The 1,275-nt window shown below is 57.6% G+C and carries 2 protein-coding genes; both read left to right on the plus strand.

Going from position 1 to position 1,275, the window contains the following annotated elements; translation table 11 throughout:
• Positions 1 to 392: ribonucleotide-diphosphate reductase subunit beta (locus tag MF6394_RS32795; protein WP_078467722.1), on the plus strand; the 392-nt coding region annotated here is incomplete at its 5' end.
• Between the two features lie 151 nt (positions 393 to 543).
• A complete protein-coding gene (locus MF6394_RS32800) occupies positions 544 to 1,032 on the plus strand; it encodes a DUF1289 domain-containing protein (RefSeq protein ID WP_078468299.1) in 489 nt (162 codons plus the stop codon).
• Positions 1,033 to 1,275 lie beyond the last annotated feature (243 nt).

A 1,275-nucleotide genomic window follows, 5' to 3' on the forward strand; every position in this document is an offset into this window, starting at 1 on the left:
AGTTCCAGTACATCCTGCGCGATGAGTCGATGCACCTGAACTTCGGTATCGACGTGATCAACCAGATCAAAATCGAAAACCCACACCTGTGGGATGCCGAGATGAAGGAAGAAGCGACCCAGATGATCCTGCAGGGTACGCAGCTGGAGATCGAATACGCTCGCGACACCATGCCTCGTGGGGTTTTGGGGATGAATGCGGCGATGATGGAAGATTATTTGAAATTCATCGCTAACCGTCGTTTGACGCAGATTGGGTTGAAGGAAGAGTACCCAGGCACCACCAACCCGTTCCCGTGGATGAGCGAGATCATGGACTTGAAGAAAGAGAAAAACTTCTTCGAGACCCGTGTGATCGAGTACCAGACCGGCGGCGCGCTGAGCTGGGACTGAATCCACACGGCCCCCAAAAAATGTGGGAGCGGGCTTGCTCGCGAATGCGCAGTGTCAGTCAGTGGAATACTAGCTGGCCTACCGCTTTCGCGAGCAAGCCCGCTCCCACAGGTGGTTATCTGTGTTCTTTAGACTTGCGTAAAAAGCCTTTATGCCCAACCAAACCATCAAGACCCCTTGCGTCGGCCTGTGCTCCACCGTCTACGGTGACCTGGTCTGCCGGGGCTGCAAGCGCTATCACCATGAAGTGATCCAGTGGAATGGCTATAGCGCCGAGGAAAAACAAGCGGTGTGGCTGCGCCTGGAGCAGTTGCTGGTACAGGTGATGGCCAGCAAGCTGGAAGTCTTCGATCCGCAGCGCCTGCGTCAGCAACTGGAAGCGCGCAAGATTCGCTTTGTACCGCACCAGTCGCCGTATTGCTGGGCATACCAACTGATTGCCCGGGGTGCACGGGTGATCTCCAAGCTGGATGCGTATGGCTTGGCGTTGCTGCCCGAGTTTCGCGAGCGCCACCTGGCGGACCTGCGCGATGCGATAGACCGGGAGTTCTTTTTGCTGTCCGAGGCCCATTACGAACGCTATCTCGCCCCGGTTTTCCTGAAAGAGTCATTCGGACCGGCGCTGATTGCCACGCGCTGACCAGCGCCGCAAGCACCGTCAAAGCTGACTCGCCTGCGAGAGTAACCACGATGCGAAGCGAGCCGCTCTTGATCTGCTCTTGATCTGCTTGTGATCTTGATCTGGCTTTTGATCTTAGGCGCCCCGTTAAACCACGCTGGCCGAACGCAGGCTTGAATTCGTGGGTAACCCGGCAGGACGCCGGGTTAGCCGCCCCGCGCCATGGATGGCGCGTGGCGGCGGCCCACGGATTCAAGCCTGCGT

The organism is Pseudomonas sp. MF6394, assembly GCF_002018845.1.
GTDB classification, from domain to species: Bacteria; Pseudomonadota; Gammaproteobacteria; order Pseudomonadales; family Pseudomonadaceae; genus Aquipseudomonas; species Aquipseudomonas lactis.

Excerpts from the sequence above, each read along its gene's own strand:
- MF6394_RS32800 (WP_078468299.1), top strand. The coding sequence starts at position 544 with ATGCCCAACCAAACCATCAAGACCCCTTGCGTCGGCCTGTGCTCCACC.